14 protein-coding genes are annotated in these 17,964 nt (G+C 66.7%); 4 read left to right on the plus strand and 10 right to left on the minus strand.

From position 1 onward, the window contains the following. Positions 1 to 87: 87 nt before the first annotated feature. The 8 genes from CCR94_RS05100 to pdxR all read right to left on the minus strand — a co-directional run bounded on the left by CCR94_RS05100 (position 88) and on the right by pdxR (position 9,926). The gene (locus CCR94_RS05100) at positions 88 to 1,692 is read right to left on the minus strand and encodes an inorganic phosphate transporter (protein ID WP_104506791.1); all 1,605 of its coding nucleotides are present in this window, start codon (positions 1,690 to 1,692) and stop codon (positions 88 to 90) included. Positions 1,693 to 1,791: 99 nt separating this feature from the next. After that, positions 1,792 to 2,733: an efflux RND transporter periplasmic adaptor subunit gene (locus CCR94_RS05105; protein ID WP_104506792.1), complete on the minus strand. Its 942-nt coding sequence runs from the start codon at positions 2,731 to 2,733 to the stop codon at positions 1,792 to 1,794. Between the two features lie 14 nt (positions 2,734 to 2,747). Continuing rightward, the gene (locus CCR94_RS05110) at positions 2,748 to 2,942 is read right to left on the minus strand and encodes a DUF1656 domain-containing protein (protein ID WP_104506793.1); all 195 of its coding nucleotides are present in this window, start codon (positions 2,940 to 2,942) and stop codon (positions 2,748 to 2,750) included. Next, complete coding sequence (locus tag CCR94_RS05115) at positions 2,939 to 4,963, minus strand: FUSC family protein (RefSeq protein WP_104506794.1); 2,025 nt, start codon at positions 4,961 to 4,963, stop codon at positions 2,939 to 2,941. The genes CCR94_RS05110 and CCR94_RS05115 overlap by 4 nt, the downstream gene beginning before the upstream one ends. Further along, positions 4,960 to 5,403, minus strand: coding sequence for a MarR family winged helix-turn-helix transcriptional regulator (locus tag CCR94_RS05120; RefSeq protein WP_104506795.1), 444 nt, complete (start codon positions 5,401 to 5,403; stop codon positions 4,960 to 4,962). The genes CCR94_RS05115 and CCR94_RS05120 overlap by 4 nt, the downstream gene beginning before the upstream one ends. Positions 5,404 to 5,806: 403 nt before the next feature. Further along, positions 5,807 to 7,063, minus strand: a complete 1,257-nt coding sequence (locus CCR94_RS05125; RefSeq protein ID WP_104506796.1) for a D-amino acid dehydrogenase — start codon at positions 7,061 to 7,063, stop codon at positions 5,807 to 5,809. Beyond that, positions 7,060 to 8,265: an alanine racemase gene (gene alr, locus CCR94_RS05130; protein ID WP_425332312.1), complete on the minus strand. Its 1,206-nt coding sequence runs from the start codon at positions 8,263 to 8,265 to the stop codon at positions 7,060 to 7,062. The genes CCR94_RS05125 and alr overlap by 4 nt, the downstream gene beginning before the upstream one ends. A 188-nt stretch (positions 8,266 to 8,453) precedes the next feature. Continuing rightward, positions 8,454 to 9,926: a MocR-like pyridoxine biosynthesis transcription factor PdxR gene (pdxR, locus tag CCR94_RS05135; protein ID WP_104506798.1), complete on the minus strand. Its 1,473-nt coding sequence runs from the start codon at positions 9,924 to 9,926 to the stop codon at positions 8,454 to 8,456. Positions 9,927 to 10,060: 134 nt separating this feature from the next. On the opposite strand from pdxR, the gene gabT reads away from it, so the two are divergent. After that, positions 10,061 to 11,362, plus strand: coding sequence for a 4-aminobutyrate--2-oxoglutarate transaminase (gabT, locus tag CCR94_RS05140; RefSeq protein WP_104506799.1), 1,302 nt, complete (start codon positions 10,061 to 10,063; stop codon positions 11,360 to 11,362). 164 nt (positions 11,363 to 11,526) lie between these two features. Further along, on the plus strand, positions 11,527 to 12,996 hold the full coding sequence (locus CCR94_RS05145; protein WP_104506800.1) for an NAD-dependent succinate-semialdehyde dehydrogenase: 1,470 nt from the start codon (positions 11,527 to 11,529) through the stop codon (positions 12,994 to 12,996). 152 nt (positions 12,997 to 13,148) lie between these two features. On the opposite strand, the gene CCR94_RS05150 is transcribed toward CCR94_RS05145, so the two are convergent. Both CCR94_RS05150 and CCR94_RS05155 read right to left on the minus strand, forming a co-directional pair. Further along, the gene (locus tag CCR94_RS05150) at positions 13,149 to 13,871 is read right to left on the minus strand and encodes a glutamine amidotransferase-related protein (protein ID WP_104506801.1); all 723 of its coding nucleotides are present in this window, start codon (positions 13,869 to 13,871) and stop codon (positions 13,149 to 13,151) included. Continuing rightward, positions 13,871 to 15,259 (minus strand): glutamine synthetase family protein, encoded by a 1,389-nt coding sequence (locus CCR94_RS05155; protein ID WP_104506802.1) that lies wholly within the window; start codon positions 15,257 to 15,259, stop codon positions 13,871 to 13,873. Before CCR94_RS05155 ends, CCR94_RS05150 begins: the two co-directional genes overlap by 1 nt. A 241-nt stretch (positions 15,260 to 15,500) precedes the next feature. Between CCR94_RS05155 and CCR94_RS05160 the strand changes: the two genes are divergently transcribed. Both CCR94_RS05160 and CCR94_RS05165 read left to right on the plus strand, forming a co-directional pair. Further along, positions 15,501 to 16,214, plus strand: coding sequence for a GntR family transcriptional regulator (locus CCR94_RS05160; protein ID WP_104506803.1), 714 nt, complete (start codon positions 15,501 to 15,503; stop codon positions 16,212 to 16,214). A 247-nt stretch (positions 16,215 to 16,461) separates the two neighbouring features. Continuing rightward, positions 16,462 to 17,961, plus strand: coding sequence for an aldehyde dehydrogenase (locus CCR94_RS05165; protein WP_104506850.1), 1,500 nt, complete (start codon positions 16,462 to 16,464; stop codon positions 17,959 to 17,961). The last annotated feature ends 3 nt before the right edge of the window (positions 17,962 to 17,964 follow it).

Consider the following 17,964-nt stretch of genomic DNA (forward strand, 5'->3'; position numbering starts at 1 on the left):
ACAGCGAGGCCAGTCAGAATTACGAAGACAAACAAGATCATCGGGGAAATGAGCGATTCCCCGACGCCATTGCAAGCAGGCCGCGCCTCAGAAGATCGTGCGGAACAGCCAGTACAACCCGCCCGAGAGCAGCATGGCGACCGGCAGCGTCAGCACCCAGGCCATGGCGAGGTTGCGCAGGGTGGACAATTGCAGCCCCGAGCCATTGGCCGCCATGGTTCCGGCGACGCCGGACGACAGCACGTGGGTGGTGGAGACCGGCAGGCCGAACGCATCCGCCGCGCCGATCGTGCCCATGGCCACCAGTTCCGCCGCGCCGCCTTGGGCGTAGGTCAGGTGGGTCTTGCCGATCTTCTCGCCGACGGTGACGACGATGCGCTTCCAGCCGATCATGGTGCCGAGGCCCAGCGCGATGGCGACCACGATCTTGACCCAGGACGGGATGAACTTGGTCGCCTGGTCGATCGAACCCTTGTATTTCTTCAACGTGCCGACATCGGCGGCCGAGAGTTCGGCTTCCTTGTCCTTCATCAGGAAGCGGATGGCTTCCGAGGTCAGGTACATATCGTTACGGGTGTTGCCGACCTGATCGAGCGGGACCTTGTCGATGGAGCCATAGGTCTGCACCTGTTTGGAAATGTCCTTGAGCAGGAGCGACAGCGCGGGATAAGTGCCGCCGCTGATCTCGTGGCGGGAAATATAGGCGGTCACCACCGGGCGGGGATCGCCGATGATGCTGTAGCCGGCGGCTTTGGAATCGACGACGCTGGAGGCGGCCTGCGACGTCTGCACGAATTCGCTAATATGGCTCGCCGGCAGCGACTTGTTCAGGGCGTAGGAGGTGGGCACGGTGCCGATCAGGATCAGCATGATCAGGCCCATGCCCTTCTGGCCGTCGTTGGAGCCATGGGCGAAGGAGACGCCGGTGCAGGTGAAGATCAGCAGGCCGCGAATCCACAGCGGCGGCTTGGCCTGGCCCTTGGGGGCTTCGTAAAGCTCCTTGTTCTTGACGATCAGCTTGAGCAGCAGCAGCAGGCCGCCGGCGCAGAGGAAGCCGACCATCGGCGACAGCAGCAACGCATAGCCGATTTCGGTGGCCTTGCCCCAATCGACGCCCGAGGTTCCATCCCGGCCGCGCATCAGGGCGTTGGCGACGCCGACGCCGATGATCGAACCGATCAGCGTGTGGGACGACGAGGCCGGCAGGCCCAGCGCCCAGGTGCCGAGGTTCCAGATGATCGCCGCGATCAGCAACGCGAACACCATGGCGAAACCGGCGTCCGAGCCGACTTGCAGGATCAGTTCGACCGGCAGCAGCGACACGATGCCGAAGGCCACGGCGCCGGTGGAGGTCAACACGCCCAGGAAGTTGAAGAAGCCCGACCAGGCGACCGCGATCGGCGCGGGCAGCGAACGGGTGTAGATGACGGTGGCCACCGCATTGGCGGTGTCGTGGAACCCGTTGACGAACTCGAAGCCGAGCGCGATCAGCAGCGCCGCGCCCAACAGGACGAACGGCCAGACCTTGGCGATGTGGGCGTCCGGCCCGAGGTCCGAATAGATCGACCAGGCCGCGAACAGCAGGCCGGCGACGCCGATGGCGAACAGGGCGTAGATCGTCTTGGTGTCGGAGGGATGGTCCAGCTGGGGCCGGGCCACCGTCTCGGTCGGCGAGGCTGACGCGATACTCATCGTTCGGGTCCTTTCGTAGGGCAACTGGACCCGCACTATGGTCAAGGACATTACGTTAATATGACAAAGCGCGACATTCGGCGCTTTTCCCCGGCCAATTCAATAGCGCCAGCCCCGGGTCCAGAAGCGCCAGGCCCAGCCGAACTCGGCGGAAAAGCTCTCGCGCGGACCGATGGCTATGGTGGCGGTGAGGCCGGCGCGCAGCGGCGTGTCCTCCGGCACGGCGCCGAAGGCGATGCGCACGGGAATGCGTTGCGCCAGCCGCACCCAGGTAAAGACGGGATTGACGCTGGCCAGCGTCGCGCCGCCGGCGCCGCCGTCCTGATCGGCGATGCCGCGGCTGATGCTGTCGACCTTGCCGGTGAGCACGCGGTCGGGATAGCCCATCAAGACGTAGCGCGCCTCGTCGCCGGGATGGATGGCGGCGAGCTGGGTCTCCTCGAAATAGCCGGCGAGCCAGAACGACTCGCTGTCGATCAGCGCGAGATTGGCCTGTCCGGCGGCGAGGAAATCGCCCCGGCGCAGACGCAGGTTGGTGACCACGCCATTGACCGGCGCGCGCACGATGGTGCGTTCGAGATTGAGCTCGGCGGCGGCGAGCGCCGCGCGGGCCTCGTTGACGGTTGAAGCGGCCCCGCGCGAGTCCAGGGCGTATTGCCGCTTCTCCTCGGTCGAAACCGAGAGTTCTGTGAGTTGGGCGCGGCGGCGCGCCTTTTCCTCCGCCAGTTCCGCCGCGTGTTGCCGGGTCTCCAGCGCGGCCTTGGCGGCGTCCACCGCGATTCTGTAAGCGCGGGGGTCGATGACGAAGAGAATGTCGCCCTTGTGGACGGTCTGGTTGTCGCTGACGCGCAGCTCGACCACGGTTCCGGAAATTTCCGGCGCGATGCTCACCGTTTCCGCGCGCACCCTTCCGTCGCGGGTCCAGGGCGAGATCATGTAATGGCGCCACAGAGCGGTGGCGAGCAGCACGGCGACGATGAGCGCCGCGCCCGAGAGCAGGAAGGTGCGGATGCGGCGGAAGAGATTTTTGTGGAGGGTCATTTTGGCGCTTTGAGTCACGGCAGGAAGGCGATCAGGGTGAGGCAACAGGCAAACAGCAGGATTTCGGCGAAGACCGGGCGCCAGAACAGGCGCAGCGCGCCGATGCGCGCGACCAGCGCCCGCAGCGGCAGGAACAGGAGCAAGGCGAGGATGTAATCGCCGACAAAAGGCGCCGCATAGACGCCAAACAGGTTGATTTCACGGATCATGACGAGGTTTTCGGCAGGGCTTGACGGAAGAAGTGGCGATGGGAGCCGACCAGCGCCTCGACGGCGGGCAGCAGGGCGGCGGCGCGGCGCATGGCGCTGGCGCGCTCCGCCACATCCGGCAGGTCCGCGCGGGCGCGCAGGAACAGCGCGGCGTTGGCCAGCGCGTCGCGGCGGCCGCAAATGCGCGCGCTAATCGCTTCGAGCGCGCGCTGCGTCGCCCATGCGTCCCCGGCCAGCAGGCCGCGCAACCGCAGCACGTCGCGGCCGAGGCGCAGGGCGGCGAACCCGTTGCGCAGGGTAATTTCGGCCGGCACGTTGGCGGCGCGCAGCCGCGCGACCAGCAGGCGCATGCGGTCGTGCATGCGCGTTTCCCACACGCCCGCCTCCGGCGGCTCCGGCGCCGACAGCGCGCGGGCGAGATCGCCGGAAATCTCTTCGAGCAAGTGGCGGCGCAAGGCGCGCGCGTTGACCGGCAGGATGTAGCGATGCACCAGCACGGTGAGGCCGGCGCCGACCAGGGTCGCCAGCGCCGAGTCGAGGAAGAAGGCGGGATCGTAGGTCATCGGATTGGTCGGGGCGAGCAGGGTGATGAAGAACACGACGAAGCCGATGCCGTAGAACATGGCCGCCGGCGAGGTCATGGCGGCGGCGGCGAGAAACACCGGCGGCGCCAGCCACAAAGCCAGCAGCGGGAAGTCGGTGATCTGGGGCAGCACCCAAAGCAGGTAGAACAGCCCGAGCAGCGCCCCCAGCACGATGCCCCACAGCAGATGCGCCGCATCGCTCGACGGCCGTTCGCGCAGCGACAGCAGCACGACATTGGGCGTGAGCCCCGCCAGCATGGTCGCGCCCGTGGGCCAGGCGGTTTCGAACCACAGGGCGCCGCCGAGCATCACCGCGAGCGCGCCGCGCACCCCGTTGCGCACGGCCCATTCGGTGTCGAGATGGATGGCGTTGCGCCGCGGCGCGTTGCGCAAGATTCCTTCGCGGGACACGTCGAGGCCGGACAGGGCGCGCACGAGTTCGCCGAGCAGATCGGAGAGGCGGTCGCCGGCGAGCAGCGCGGCGGAATCGTTGAGGGTTCCGGGCGCGACCAGCGCCGCGTGAGCGCGGACGCCCAAGTCGTCCAGCGCATTGATGGCGCGGCGCAAGCGGCCCAGATCATTGTCCGCGAGTCCCTGCCCGGCCAGGACGAGCGCGGCGCGGGTTTCGTCCAGCAGCGCCGCAAGGACCGGGCCTTGCGCCGGCAGGGCTTCCGTGAGCGCGGCGGCCGCGGTCAGCGCGCCGAACATGCCGGCGGCGGCTTCGCGCAGCGCGGTCGCCTGCAACGCCCGCTCCGGCATTTCGGCGGCGGCGAACAGGATCGCGGTTTCAAGCTCGCCGATCTTCGCGCTGAGCGCGCGGCGCAGCGGCCTGAGCCTGTCGTCCTGGCCGGGATCGAGGCCGATCCGGGCATAGGCGACGAGATCGCCAAGCAGGCGCGCCAGCAGGCGCTCAAGGCCGCGCGCCGCCGTCGGACGCACCAGCGCCGCCGACACGAAAGCCGAGCAGACGATGCCGAGCGACACCACGACGACGCGATGGACCACCACCAGGAAAATGCTGTTGGGATCGGACACGGCGAAGGGCAGGACCAGGGCGACGGTATAGCCGGCGAGCACGGCGCCATAGGAGCGAAATCCGCGCAAAAGGGTCGAGGCGGCGGCGCCGAGGCCGACCCAGATGGAAAGCCCGGCGAGATACAACCAGGGCGACTGCGGCGCCAGCCCCATCAGGACGATGGCCGCAGCGCCGCCGAGCAGCGTGCCGCCGAGACGCCAGAGGCTTTTGGCCAGGATCGAGCCCTGCACCGGATGCGACACGATCATCACCGTGACCATGGCCGAATAGGGCGTGTCGAGTTGCAGAAGGAAGGCCAGGTAAAGCGCGAGCAGGGCGGCGAGCGTCGTGCGCGCCGCATGGGCGAGCAGCGCCGGCCGCGCCAGGAAATCGAGGGTGGCGCGCAATCTTGCCAGGATCATGCGCCCTCCCCGGCCCGGAGTTTTTCCAGATTGGCGAAGGCGCGGTCGAACACGCGGCGGCAGGCGGCGAAATCCTCCGGCGCGACGCCCGCGAGAATTTCCTGGCGCACCTCGCGCACGAGATCGTCGGCCTGGTGGAAGATCGCCCTGCCCCGCGCCGTGAGATGCAGGGTCTTGCCGCGCCGGTCGGCGGTATCCTCGCGGCGCTGGACGAAGCCGCCCTCCTCCAGCCGGTCGAGCAGCGCGGCCAGCGACGGGCGCTCCAGCTCCAGCGCCTCGGCGAGATCTTTTACGCGCACGCCGTCGCCGAGCCGGCCAAGAAAATAAAGCGTGCGGCTGGTGGCGTTGGTGAGCCCCAGGTTTTCCACCCGCGCGTTGATGACAGCGCGGGCGCGGCGCGGCAGCAGCAGCGCATGTTCGAAAAACCAGTCCACCGACATTCGTTCGTATCCTAATAGATAGGACACTAACTAATATCTCCCGACTGTCCGATCAAGGGAACGTTTGCGTTTTCCTTGATCGATTCTTGCATAGGCGACGCGACGAAATAAACGCGCCAATTCATACGCTGCAATCTGCCCGAAGCGCCACGGCTCTCTGGGGCGCCTTCCCTCTCCCCTTGCGGGAGAAGGTGGCCCCGAAGGGGCCGGATGAGGGGTTCGTCTCAAAATTACAAGATGTTGGCCGGTGATTGGCGCCCCCTCATCCGTCTCGCGGCCTGACGGCCGCGAGCCACCTTCTCCCGCAAGGGGAGAAGGGAAGCGCGTCGGCGAGTCGTGGCGCTTATCCTGCGCCGGCATTGAAACGGTTATTTCGCCGCGTCGCCTTAACGCCATCGCGCGCTCAGGCGGCGTAGCGCTCGATGCCCAACCCCTCCGGCGAAATGTCCGGCGTCCGCCCGGACACCACGTCGGCCAGGAGACGCGCCGAGCCGCAGGCCATGGTCCAGCCCAGCGTGCCGTGTCCCGTGTTGAGATAGAGACCGGGAACGGCGGTGGCGCCGATCACCGGGGAGCCGTCGGGCGTCATCGGCCGCAGCCCGCACCAGAATTCGGCCTTGTCCAGATCGCCGCCTTGCGGGAACAGATCGGAGACGACATGGGCGATGGTGGCGCGGCGCTTTTCGCGCAGCTCAAGATCGAAGCCGCAGATTTCCGCCATGCCGGCGACGCGGATGCGGTCGCCCAGCCGCGTGACCGCCACCTTGTACGCCTCGTCCATCACCGTCGAAACCGGCGCGGCGTCGGCGTTGGTGACCGGCAGGGTCAGCGAATAGCCCTTGACGGGATAGACCGGCAGGGACAGCCCGAGCGGACGCACGAGGTGCGGCGAGTAGGAGCCGAGCGCGACAATGGTCGCATCGGCCTTGAACATGCCCTCCGAAGTCGTGACGCCCGTCACCCGCCCGCCCTCGGTCACGAGGTCGAGAATGCTGGCGCCGAAGCGGAATTTCACGCCCAGATCCTGCGCCATAGCCGACAAGCGCTGCGTGAACAGGAAGCAGTCGCCGGTTTCGTCGCCCGGCAGCAGCAGGCCGCCCAGAATCTTTTCCGACACCAGACCCAGCGCCGGTTCGGCGGCGACGCAGCCCTGGCGGTCCAGCACCTCATAAGGCACGCCGAAGGAGTCCAAAACGGTCAGATCCTTGGCGATGCCGTCGATCTGCTTCTGGTTGCGGAACACTTCCAGCGTGCCGCGCTGGCGCTCGTCATAGGCGATGCCGGTCTCGACGCGCAGTTCTTTCAGCACGTCGCGGCTGTATTCGGCCACCCGCACCATGCGCCCCTTGTTGACCACATAGGCCTTGGCGTTGCAATTGCCCAGCATTTGCGCCATCCAGCGCCACATGGCCGGATCGAGTTTTGGCCGGAACGCGAGCGGGGCATGGGTGGCGAACATCCATTTCACCGCCTTCCACGGAATGCCCGGCGCCGCCCAGGGCGCGCTGTAGCCGGGCGAGATTTCGCCGGCGTTGGCGTAGCTGGTTTCGCGCGCGGACTCCGCCTGGCGGTCGATCACTTCGACCTCGTGTCCGGCCTTGGCGAGATAATAGGCCGTGGTGGTTCCCACCACGCCGCTGCCGAGAACAAGGATTTTCATGCGAGGCGTCCTTCGTTGGAAAAAGAGTGGCGGCGCTGAAAGCGCGCGCCGAGCGCTGTGAGGATTTCGTAGCCGATGGTCCCGGCGGCCTGGGCGATCCGGTCGACGCTGTCGGCGTCGCCGCCGATCACATCGACGAAATCACCCTCGCGCAGGCGCCCCGGCGGCAGGCTGGAGGCGTCAACGGTGATCATGTCCATCGAGACATTGCCGACGATGGGCAGCTTTTGCCCGGCGAACCCGGCATTGACGCGAGAATTGCCCAAGGCGCGGCAAAAGCCGTCGGCATAGCCCAGCGACAGCGTGGCGATGCGGCTCGGCGCCGGCGTGACGTAGCGGCCGTTGTAGCCGACCGGGGTTTTCGCCGGCAGGTCGTCGACGCGCAGCACGCGCGCCGACAGTTTGACCACCTGCGCCAGCGGATTTGGTTCATCGGCGCGCGGCGCGATGCCATAAAGCGCTGCGCCGGGGCGCAGCAGATCGAAATGATAGGCGCGCCCGAGGAAAACGCCGGAGGAATTGGCCAGCGAGGCGGGGATCTTGGGCAGGCGCTTGCGCAAATCCTCGAATTTTTCGCGCTGGCGCGCGTTGGAAGGATTGTCCTTCTCCTCGGCGGCGGCGAGATGGCTCAGCACGAGACGCAGATCAAGACCCGCGAGGTTTGAGGGATCGTTCGCCAGCGCGTAAAATTCATGTTCGGACAAGCCGAGCCGCGCCATGCCGGTGTCGAGATGCAGCGCGGCCGGCAGATTCTTGCCGCGCCGCGCCGCCCGCTCGCGCCAAATCTCGATTTGCGCGGGCGTGGACAGGACGGGGATCAGGCCATAGGCGCACATCGCGCCCTCCGCGCCGGGGACCACGCCATGCAGCACGAAGATCGAGGCGGTCGGGACGGCGGCGCGCAGGGCTATGCCCTCGTCGATATGGGCGACGAAGAATTTGTCGCAGCCGGCGCGGGCCAGCGCGGCGGCGACGGCCTCGGCGCCGAGGCCATAGGCGTCGGCCTTGACCACCGCCGCGCAATCGAGGCCGCCCGCCACTTCGATCAATTTTGCGCGGTTGGCGGCGATGGCGTCGAGGTCGATGTCGAGCACGGCGCCGATTCCGGCGCGCAAGGCGGCCGGTTGCGGCAAGTTCCGGGCGGCGTCGGGACGGATGGGGGCGATCTGGTTCATCGGGCTTCCTGCGGATGCGTCGCCCATCACATGGCAGGAAGCGTGCCGGAAATTTTTATCAATAAAAACAGATGGATAGGAAATTTGCGCGCCGCACGGGCGCCAACAATCCGGGCCGCCTGCGGCAGCAATATGAAAAGATCGTTATTTTACAGAGCATTATGGAATGTATCGATTTCGTTACATTGGAACGAAACGATTACACCCAGTGGCGATCAAATGGAACGGCGTAAAATTTCGGCCAACCGCGAAAAAGCCGGCCCGATCATCGCCTCCTTGACGCAGGCATAGCCCAGCAGCAGCCCGGCCGGCGCCTTTTCCGCGTCGGCGTAATAGCGGCTGAGCGGACGCGTCGCAATGCCCGCCTCCAAAGCCTGCGCGGAGATACGGCGATCGTCGGCGCCCTCGGGCAGGCGCAGGATCAGATGCAGGCCGGCGTTGTCGCCACTGGCTGTCAGCGCGCCGCCGAATTCCCGCTCGATGGCTTCGCGTAGAATTTGCCGGCGCAGCCCATAGAGACCGCGCATCCTTCTTATATGCGCGCTTAAAAAACCCTCGCGGATGAAATCGGCCAGCACGGCTTGGGTCAACTGCTGGCCCTCGCGGTAAAGCTCGGCGGAGCCGTCGGCCAGCGCCGCCGCCAGCGCGGGCGGGGCGACGAGATAGCCGATGCGCAGGCCCGGAAACAGGGTTTTGGAGAAACTGCCGACGTAGATCACGCGGCCGCCGCGATCGAGGCCTTGCAGGCAGGCGATGGGGCGGGTTCCGTAGCGGAACTCGCTGTCGTAATCGTCCTCGACGATGAAGGCGCCCCAGCGCCGCGCCCGCTCCAGCAGGGTTTGGCGGCGGGCGAGGCTCATCACCGCGCCGAGCGGATATTGATGCGAGGGCGTGACGATGATCATGCGCGGCGCCGGCAAAGCTTCGGCGCTGGCGCAGTTGAGGCCGTCGCCGTCCACCGCGACGGCGCGCAGGTCGAGGTCGAGCGATTGCAGGCCGCTGCGCAGGCCCCAATAGCAGGGGTCTTCCAGCCAGACGCACTCGCCGGGGTCGAGCAGCATGCGCGCGGCGAGATCGACCGACTGGTGGCTGCCGGTGGTGATAATGACCTGCTCCGGCGCGCAATTCAGCGAGCGGGCGTCGCGCAGATGGCCGGCAATGGCCGCGCGCAGTTCGGGCAGGCCGCCGGGCGGGGCGTAGGTCATGCGCTCGGGCGCAGGCTTGCGCCAGTGACGGCTGAGCAGGCGGCTCCACGCCCGCGTGGGGAATTCGCTGACGTCGGGCACGCCGGGCATGAAGGCGCCCCATTGATTCGGCGCGAAACCGGCGCCCGCGCGCAAAAGCTTTCCGCGCGTCGATAAAGCGGGGGCCGCCTCCGCCTCGACCTGCGCGGAAACCGCCGGCGCCTGGATGCGGTCGGCGGAGAGGTCGGCGACAAAGGTGCCGCTGCCGCCGCGTCCATGCAGGCAGCCCTCGGCGACCAGCGTTTCGTAGACCTCGGTGACGGTGTTGCGGGCTATGCCGAGTTCGCGCGCCAGCAGGCGCGACGACGGCATTTTTCCGCCCGCCGGCAGCCGCCCCTGCATCACCGCCTGCAACAGCAGGTCGCGCAATTGCCGGTACAGCGGCTGGTCGCTGGCGCGGTCGAGGCTTTGCTGCAACCAGTCCGATAAGGCGCCGCCTGTCATCTTCCGCCCCTTTCGCGGGCAGCATAGTGGCGCCTAAATATTTCGACAAGTGGCTCTTATCGATGGAGCCACTTTCCATTAGTTTCGACTCATGCCGCCTCGCGGCCCTTCTCCACACCTCACACGAGCCTGTTATGCCCCAGACATCCGCCTTGCGCGCCGCCGCCCCCGCTGAAACCAACGCCGATTGGGAGGCGCGCCGCCTCGCCGCCACGCCGCGCGGCGTCTCCGTCCTGGGCGATTTTTATATCGATCGCGCCGAAAACGCCGAGCTGTTCGACATTGAAGGCAAGCGCTACATCGATTTCGCCGCCGGCATCGCCGTGTTGAACGTCGGTCATCGCCATCCCCGCGTGGTCGCGGCGATCAAGGCGCAGGTCGATAAATTCCTGCACACCTGCTACCAGGTCGCGCCCTACGGCTCCTATGTCTCGCTGGCCGAAAAGATTTCCGCGCGCGCGCCGGGCGCCCACGCCAAGAAGACGATTTTCCTGACCACTGGCGCCGAAGCCGTTGAAAACGCGGTGAAGATCGCGCGCTCCGCCACCGGCCGCCCCGGCATCATCGCCTTCGGCGGCGCCTTCCACGGCCGCACATCGCTGACCATGGCGCTCACCGGCAAGGTCGCGCCCTACAAGATCGGCTTTGGCCCCTTCCCCGGCGACATTTATCACGCCGCCTATCCCGACGCCCTGCATGGCGTCACTGTCGCGGATGCGCTGGCCAGCTTGCGCAAACTGTTCAAGAGCGACATCGATCCCCAGCGCGTCGCCGCCATTCTGTTCGAGCCGGTTCAGGGCGAAGGCGGTTTTCTGCCCGCGCCGAAGGATTTCGTCGCCGGCTTGCGAAAAATCGCCGATGAATACGGCATTCTGCTGATCGCCGACGAAGTGCAGACCGGCTTCGCCCGCACCGGCAAATTCTTCGCCATCGAGCATTTCGATGTCGCCGTCGATCTCATGACCTTCGCCAAGAGCCTCGCGGCGGGCATGCCGCTGTCGGGCGTGGTCGGCCGCGCGGAAATCATGGACGCGCCCGGCCCCGGCGGTCTCGGCGGCACCTATGCCGGCAATCCGCTCGCCGTCGCCGCCGCCCATGCGGTGATCGACATCATCGACGAGGAAAAGCTCGTGGCCCGCGCCGTCACGCTGGGCGAGCGCCTCACCGCCGCCTTGCGCCGCGCGGCGCATCAGGCCGTCGGCGAAATTCGCGCCCTCGGCTCGATGGTGGCGGTCGAGTTCCTCGATCCCAAGACCCACGAGCCGTCGCCCGAAATCACCAAAAAGGTGCAGGCGGCGGCGCTGAAGCGCGGCCTGATTTTGCTCACCTGCGGAACTTATGGCAATGTCATCCGCTTCCTCTATCCGCTGACCACGCCCGACGCCGTGTTCGACGAGGCGCTGGACATTCTGGCCGGCGCGCTGGCGCAGGCCTGATCGCGACGGCTTGACGCCGTGACCGCCCTCGCCCTTCGAGACGCCTCCTTCGCAGGCTCCTCAGGGCGAGGGCGACTTATTTAGTTAACGCCCTCATGGTGAGGAGGCTCCGACAGGAGCCGTCTCGAACCATGGCCATAGCAACCGGACTTGCCGAGCCAACCATGAACCAGCCCATCACCCCTCCCCTCGCCTTGCGCGACCAGAGTCTCCTGCGCGAGAGCGCCTATGTCGCCGGCGCATGGACGCAAGGCGAGGCGCGTTTCGCGGTGAAAAATCCGGCGACCGGCGCGCTGATCGGCCACGTCCCGCTGCTTGGCGCCGCCGAGACGCGCCACGCCATTGAATCCGCCGCAGCCGCTTTCGCGGACTGGCGCAAGCGCAGCGGCCGCGAGCGCGGCGCGTTGCTGTTGCGCTGGCGCGACCTGATCCTGGAGAATACCGAAGACCTCGCCTGGATCATGACGACCGAACAGGGCAAGCCGCTGGCGGAAGCGCGCGGCGAAGTGGGCTATGCGGCCTCCTTCCTGGAGTGGTTCGCCGAAGAGGCCAAGCGCGTTTATGGCGAGACCGTCCCCTCCCCGCTTTCCGACCGCCGCCTGATCGTTTCGCGCGAACCCATCGGCGTTTGCGCCGCCATCACGCCGTGGAATTTTCCGCTCGCCATGATCACGCGCAAGGCCGGACCGGCTTTGGCCGTGGGCTGTCCGATGATCGTCAAGCCGGCGGAGGCCACGCCGTTTTCCGCGCTGGCGCTGGCCGTGCTGGCGGAGCGCGCGGGCATTCCCGGCGGCGTGTTCCAGGTCGTCACCGGCGATCCCCGCGCCATTGGCGGCGAACTCACCTCCAATCCGACCGTGCGCAAACTCAGCTTTACCGGCTCGACCCAGACCGGCAAGCTGCTCTACGCCCAATGCGCGCCGACGGTGAAGAAGCTGTCGCTGGAGCTGGGCGGCAACGCGCCCTATATCGTGTTCGACGACGCCGATCTCGACGCCGCCGTGACCGGCGCGATCGCGTCCAAATTCCGCAATTCCGGCCAGACCTGCGTCTGCGCCAACCGCTTTTATGTGCAGGACAAGATTTACGACGCTTTCGCGGAAAAATTCGCGCAGGCCGTGAACAAGCTCGTCGTCGGCGAGGGTTTCGCGCCCGGCGTCACGCAGGGTCCGCTGATCAATGCGGCGGCGATCGCCAGGGTCACGGCGCATGTCGCGGACGCGGTCGAAAAGGGCGGGCGCATCCTGACCGGCGGCGCGCCGCATCCGGCCGGCGCCAATTTCTTCGCCCCGACCGTGATCGCCGACGCCAAGGCCGACATGCGCGTGGCCAAGGAGGAAATCTTTGGCCCGGTGGCGCCTGTGTTCCGCTTCTCCGACGAGGCCGAGGTGATCCGCCTCGCCAATGACACGGAATATGGCCTCGCCGCCTATTTCTTCGCCCGCGATCTCGCCCGCGTCTGGCGCGTGGCGGAAGCGCTGGAATACGGCATGGTCGCGATCAACACCGGCGCCTTTTCCAACGAGGTCGCGCCGTTCGGCGGCGTCAAGCAGTCGGGTTTTGGCCGCGAGGGCTCGCGGCTCGGCGTGGACGAATATCTGGTGGTGAAAATGCTGGCGATGGCGGGGCTGTGACAGTCCCGTTTCGATAGCCATGGTTCGACACGGCCCCTCGCGGGGCCGTCTCGCCATGAGTGATTTCCCTATATTAACAATTCAGTAGCCCTCATGCTGAGGAGGCTTCCGAAGGAAGCCGTCTCGAAGCACGAGGGCGGTCCACGAGACGGTCAAGCCTCCCGGCCTGACCCATTTCTCAAAAAGGCCGCAAACCCCTTGGCGATCTCCGCGGAATCGGTTTGCGCGCCGGGGGCGTTGAGCGTGGCCAGCGCCGCGTCCGCCAGCGTCTCGGGCAGGCTGACGCCCCTGAGCGTGGTCATCAGCGCCCTTTCGTAATCGATGTTGAATTCCGGGTGGGCCTGAACGCTCACCGCCCAGTCATCATATTGCAGCGCCGCGAAGGGACAATCGACGCCGTGCGCCAGCACGCGCGCGCCATCCGGCGGCGCCACCACCTGGTCCTGATGGATGGCGTTGATGCGCAGCGTCGCGGCGCCGTCCAGCCAGTCCGGCGCCGAATCGAGCGTGTAGGCGTTGAGGCCGAGGCGCCAGCCGGTCGCGGCCTTTTCCACGCGCCCGCCGAAGGCTTTGGCGAGAATCTGGTGGCCGAAGCAGATGCCGATCACGCGGCGGCGCGCGATGCGGGCGCGGCGCAGGAAATCCTCCAGCGCCAGCATCCACTCCGTCTCGTCCAGCACGGAACAGCGCGACCCCGTAATGACATAGGCGTCGCAGGAGTCGAGTTCGGGCAAGGCCTCCTGTTGCAGCCAGTGACGGCTGAAGCTGAAGTCCGTTTCGCCGGCGAACAGGCGCGCGACCATATCCGCGTAATCGCCATGAACAGCGGCGAGTTGCGGCGCCGGGCGGCCGGTTTCGAGAATGCCGACGCGCATCAGAGGAAGCCGAGATAGGTTTGATATTCGACGTCGGTGACGCGGCGGCGCAACTCCTCCATCTCCTGGCGCTTGACGGCGCCGAAGGCGCGCATCATCTGCTCGCCGAAATATTTGCGCAAAATCTTGCCCTGCTCGAAGGCCGCGACCGCCGTTTCAAACGTGGTCGGCAGCGGCGCGGCGGCGGCGTCATCGGCATAGCCGTTGCCGCTCACCGGCGCGGGCGGCTGCGCCTTGGTCTCGATGCCGTGCAGCGCGCCCGCCAGAATCGCCGCGAGCACGAGGTACGGGTTGGCGTCGGCGCCGGCGACGCGATGTTCGAAGCGGCGCGCTTTCGGGCCGCTGGCGGGAATGCGCAGGGCCGAGGTGCGATTCTCATAGGCCCAGGACGCCGTCACCGGCGCGTGCTGGCCCGGCAGCAGACGCCGGTAGGAATTCAGGTTGGGCGCGAGGGCCAGCATCGATTCGGGCAGGGTTTCGATCATGCCGGCGATGGCGTGGCGCAACAGATCGGTCCCGGCTTCGCCGCCGTCGTCGAACACGTTGCGGCCGTCCTTGTCGAGCAGGCTGCAATGAACGTGCAGGCCGCTGCCCGCCGAATCGCCATAGGGCTTGGCCATGAACGTGCCGTGCAGGCCATGGGCGCGCGCCACCCCGCGCACGACGCGGCGCAGCATCACCGCGTGGTCGGCGGCGATCAGGGGGTCGGCGACGTGGAGCAGGTTGACCTCGAACTGGCCGCGTCCGTTTTCGACGCTGATCGCCTCGCTCGGCAGGTTTTGCGCCGCGCAGGCGTCCCGTATCGCGGACAAGACCGCGTCGAATTCGTCGAGTTCGTCGAGCGCATAGACGCGCGGCGCGTCGAGCGCATAGCCGGATTTCGGCGCCTTCGGCGGGCGCGGGACTCCGGTTTCGACGCTGTCGCCCGCCATCAGATAGAATTCCAGTTCGCTCGCCACCACCGGGGTCAGGCCGAGCGCGTGGAAGCGGCGCACGATGGAGGCCAGCGCCTGGCGCGGATCGCAGGCGAACGGCGAGCCGTCGAGATTCTGCATCATGGTCAGCATTTGCAGGCGCGGCCGCGCGCTCCACGGCACGGGAACGAGGCCCTCGCCGCAGGGCTTGCAGGCGCCGTCGCCATCGCCCGATTCCCAGACGAGGCCGTTGTCATGGGCGTCATGGCCCCATATGTCGAGGCAGAGCACCGAGCGCGGCATTTTCAGGCCGTCGGAAAAAATCTTGTCGAGCGCGTCGCGGGGGATGCGCTTGCCGCGCAGGATGCCGTTGAGGTCGCAGGCGAGCAGGTCGATTTCGGCGGCTTGCGGATGGAGGTCGAGAACCCGGCGGGCGCTTTCGAGCGTCAGACTGGGACGGACGGATTGGGACATTTTGACCTCTCTCGCAACTCGTCGGCGGCTTGCGCGCGGCTTGCCGCATACGGCCGTCATCGGCGATACGATGGGCCTGTCTCGCAAGGGGTGGGACATAGGGCATGAGTCCAGCGCAAAATCATGTTGCGTTGGTCGATAACAGGATTATTCTGATCACATTCTTGCGGCAGCGTCAACTTTTGACGGCGCCAAGAGGCGCCAGGAGGCGCCGGGAGCGCAAGGAGCGCAAGGAGACAAAATGGCCGCCGCAGCTGAATTGAAACTGCCCGCGCTCGAGCGGTTGCCCAAGGAAACCACCAACCAGTGGGTCTATCGCAGCCTGCGCCAGGCGGTCATGCTCGGCATGGTCGCGCCCGGACGTCCCGTGACCATCCGCGACGTCGCCAATATTCTGGAGGTCAGCACCACGCCGGTGCGCGAGGCCCTGCGCCGCCTCGCCTCGGAGCAGGCGCTGGAGGAGCGGGACAATCGCCGCATCCTCGTGCCGAACATGACGGCGGCGCGTTTCCGCGAATTGTGCGAGTTGCGCATCGCGCTGGAATGCCACGCCGCCGAGCGCGCCATGCCCTATATGCACGGCCAGAAACTCGACGAACTCGCGGCGATCGACAAGCGTCTCGACGCCGCCAGCGATTCCGGCGACCGCGAGCAAACCATCGCGCTAAACCAGAAATTTCATCGCTTTATCTACGAAGCCAATCCCAACCAGACGGTGATGCCGCTGGTCGAAAGCGTGTGGTTGCAGCTTGGGCCGTTCGTGCGGCTGGCCCTGTCGCGGTTGAAGGATTTCTATCAGGTCGACCGCCATTTCGAGGCCATGGCGGCCTTGCGCCGGCAGGATCCGCTGGGCTTGCGGATCGCCATGGAGGCCGACATTCGCGACGCCCTCACCCATGTCGGAACCAATGAATTGCTGAAAGCTTATGTTGAGAGTCCTGAATCCGTCGGCTGATCGGCGCTGGTCCTGACTTAAGTTTGTGCTGGCGCTGCTGAAATTTACGTCAAGACGATGATAATTCGATCCCTGTGAAAGCGCGCGCTTTCGCCCGTCCCCGGAGAATCCGAGGCATACGCCTGACTCATGGTCATTTTCACCAAAGCGCCGGCGTCCGCGCCCAGATGCGTGTCGCCGGACGGCCTGTTGACAGGTTTTTTGCCCTGTGGTCACATCGGGAAATGTGATCACAAACGAGGCCCTGATGTCGCGTTTTCTCAACCGCACCGAAGTCGCCGAAGCCGCCGCCACGCTCAAATTTCCCGTCCTCGCCCTGATCGATGGCGCCCAGGTCGCGTCGACGCGCGGCGCGACCATGGACTGCATCAGCCCCATCGATGGCCGCAAGCTCGCCGAAATCGCCGCCTGCGGGCCGGAGGATATCGACCGCGCCGTCGCCTCCGCCCGCCGCGCCTTTCAGGATGGCCGCTGGCGTGATTTGCCGCCGGCCCAGCGCAAGGAGATTCTGTTCCGGTTCGCCGCGCTGATCGAGGACAATGAACGCGAACTCGCCCTGCTCGAAACGCTCGACATGGGCAAGCCGATTTCCGACGCGCTGGCGGTCGACGTTGGCGCCACCGCGCGCTGCCTGCGCTGGCACGCCGAGGCGATCGACAAGGTTTATGGCGAGGTGGCGTCCACGGCGTCAAACGTTCTGGCCACCGTCACGCGCGAACCGCTGGGCGTGGTCGCCGTCGTCACGCCGTGGAATTTCCCCATGATCATGGCGGCGTGGAAGATCGCGCCGGCGCTGGCGAGCGGCAACAGCGTGGTGCTCAAACCGGCCGAACAAAGCTCCCTCACCGCGCTGCGCCTCGGCGAACTGGCTTTGGAAGCGGGCCTGCCGGCGGGCGTGCTCAATGTCACGCCTGGCCTCGGCCCGGTGGCGGGCGCCGCGCTCGGCCTGCACAAGGACGTGGACGGCGTCTTCTTCACCGGCTCCACCGAAGTCGGCAAACTGTTCCTGACCTATTCCGGCGCGTCGAACATGAAGCGCGTCGGGCTCGAATGCGGCGGCAAGAGCGGCCACATCATTCTGGCCTCGTGCCGCCAGCTCGACCGCGCGGCGGAGGCGGCGGCCGGCGCGATTTTCTTCAACCAGGGCGAGATGTGTACGGCGGGATCGCGGCTGATCGTGGAGCGCTCCGTGCATGACGAGGTGGTGGAGCGGCTTGTGGCGCTGGCGCGGGACTACCAGCCCGGCGACCCGCTCGACCCCGCGACGCGCATGGGCGCGCTGGTCGATCAACATCATCTCGGCCGCGTGCTGGATTATGTCGAGATCGGCCGCGCCGAGGGCGCGCGTCTCCTCACCGGCGGCGCGCGGGCGCTGCGCGACACTGGCGGCGCCTATATGACCCCGACCATTTTCGATCGCGTCTCCAATTCCATGCGCATCGCGCGCGAGGAAATTTTCGGACCGGTGCTGTCGGTCATCGCAGTGGACAGCGCGGCCGAAGCCGTGGCCGTCGCCAATGACAGCGATTTCGGCCTCGCGGCCGGGGTGTGGAGCGACGACGTCGGCGAACTGCACCGAACCGCGCGCGGCCTGCGAGCAGGCATGATCTACGCCAATTGCTACGACGCCGATGACATGACCGTGCCGTTCGGCGGCTTCAAACAATCCGGCATCGGCCGCGACAAATCGCTGCACGCGCTGGAAAAATACACCGAGCTCAAGACAACCTGGCTGCGCCTTTCCTGAAGC

It is taken from the genome of Rhodoblastus sphagnicola (assembly GCF_002937075.1).
Lineage (GTDB): Bacteria > Pseudomonadota > Alphaproteobacteria > Rhizobiales > Beijerinckiaceae > Rhodoblastus > Rhodoblastus sphagnicola.